The sequence below is a fragment of the Streptomyces canarius genome (assembly GCF_014650735.1).
In the GTDB taxonomy this organism is placed as follows: Bacteria; Actinomycetota; Actinomycetes; order Streptomycetales; family Streptomycetaceae; genus Streptomyces; species Streptomyces olivaceoviridis.
In genome coordinates this window covers 1-904 of record NZ_BMVN01000201.1, presented here as the reverse complement: position 1 = coordinate 904, position 904 = coordinate 1, and the positions used below count along the sequence as shown (strand labels likewise).

1 pseudogene is annotated in these 904 nt (G+C 64.4%); it reads right to left on the bottom strand.

Annotated features, from left to right (window positions below):
• Nucleotides 1-151: 151 nt before the first annotated feature.
• A pseudogene (locus IE294_RS46870) lies at nucleotides 152-613 on the bottom strand (LamG domain-containing protein); the annotation flags it as partial.
• Nucleotides 614-904: the final 291 nt, after the last annotated feature.

Sequence of the window (904 nt, the reverse complement as noted above, 5' to 3'; positions counted from 1 at the left end):
GCGGGAAGGCTGCCCGCATCACCGCTCCGACAGTTCTCGATGCCACTCGTTGGAGGGGCGGTCCAGCAAGACCGCCCCTGATGGACCATCAGCCAACTACACTCCCGACGATGCCTCTGACCAGGCAAGATAGCGAAACGCTGCTGGAGTACTAGTGCAGGGTGCTGACCTCGGCCGTCGTCAGGGCTCGCGGGTAGACGTGGACGTCAGCCACGGAGCCGGGGAAGGCCAGGTACGGGGTGGTGGCTGAGGCGCTGTTTGCGCAGCCCCCGACGGTCAGGGGGAGCGAGGAGTCGTACTGAGGGCTGAGGTTGGTGGCGGTTCCCATCAGAGTGCCGTTTTGGTAGAGGGCCATGGTGCCGGTGTTGGAGTCTCCGGTGACCGGTGCCCGGTAGGTGGCGACGAGGTGGGTCCAGGTGCCGATCGGTGCGGTGTTGCTGTCGCCTTCGGCGGTGGGGAAGTCGGAGTTTTCGTCGTTGGTGGTGGTGGTCTGGAACGTCCAGGCTTGGCTGGGCTTGTCGTAGGAGAGGTAGAAGGCTTGGTGTTGTGTGGTGCCCTGGCAGACGGCGGTGGTGCCGAGGGCGGAGTTGATCTTCACCCAGGCGGAGACGGTGTAGGTGCCGAGTGTGTTGAACCTCCACCCGCTACGTCCAGGGCGTCACCGGCGGCTACACCGTCGCCTCCACCGGCTACACCGTCCTCGGCAAACCGACCGGAACAAAGATCAGCCTGCCGGATTCCGAGGCGCCCCTGCCGTCGTCCTACACCTACACGATCCGCGACCAGCTGCTGGCCACCCAGAGCGACCCACGTGCGCAGAACCTGAGCAACGAGCTGATCACTTACAGGTCATCTCATTTGGTGAGTCTGCGGTAGCAGATGAGGGTGCAGGCGATGCTCGTGA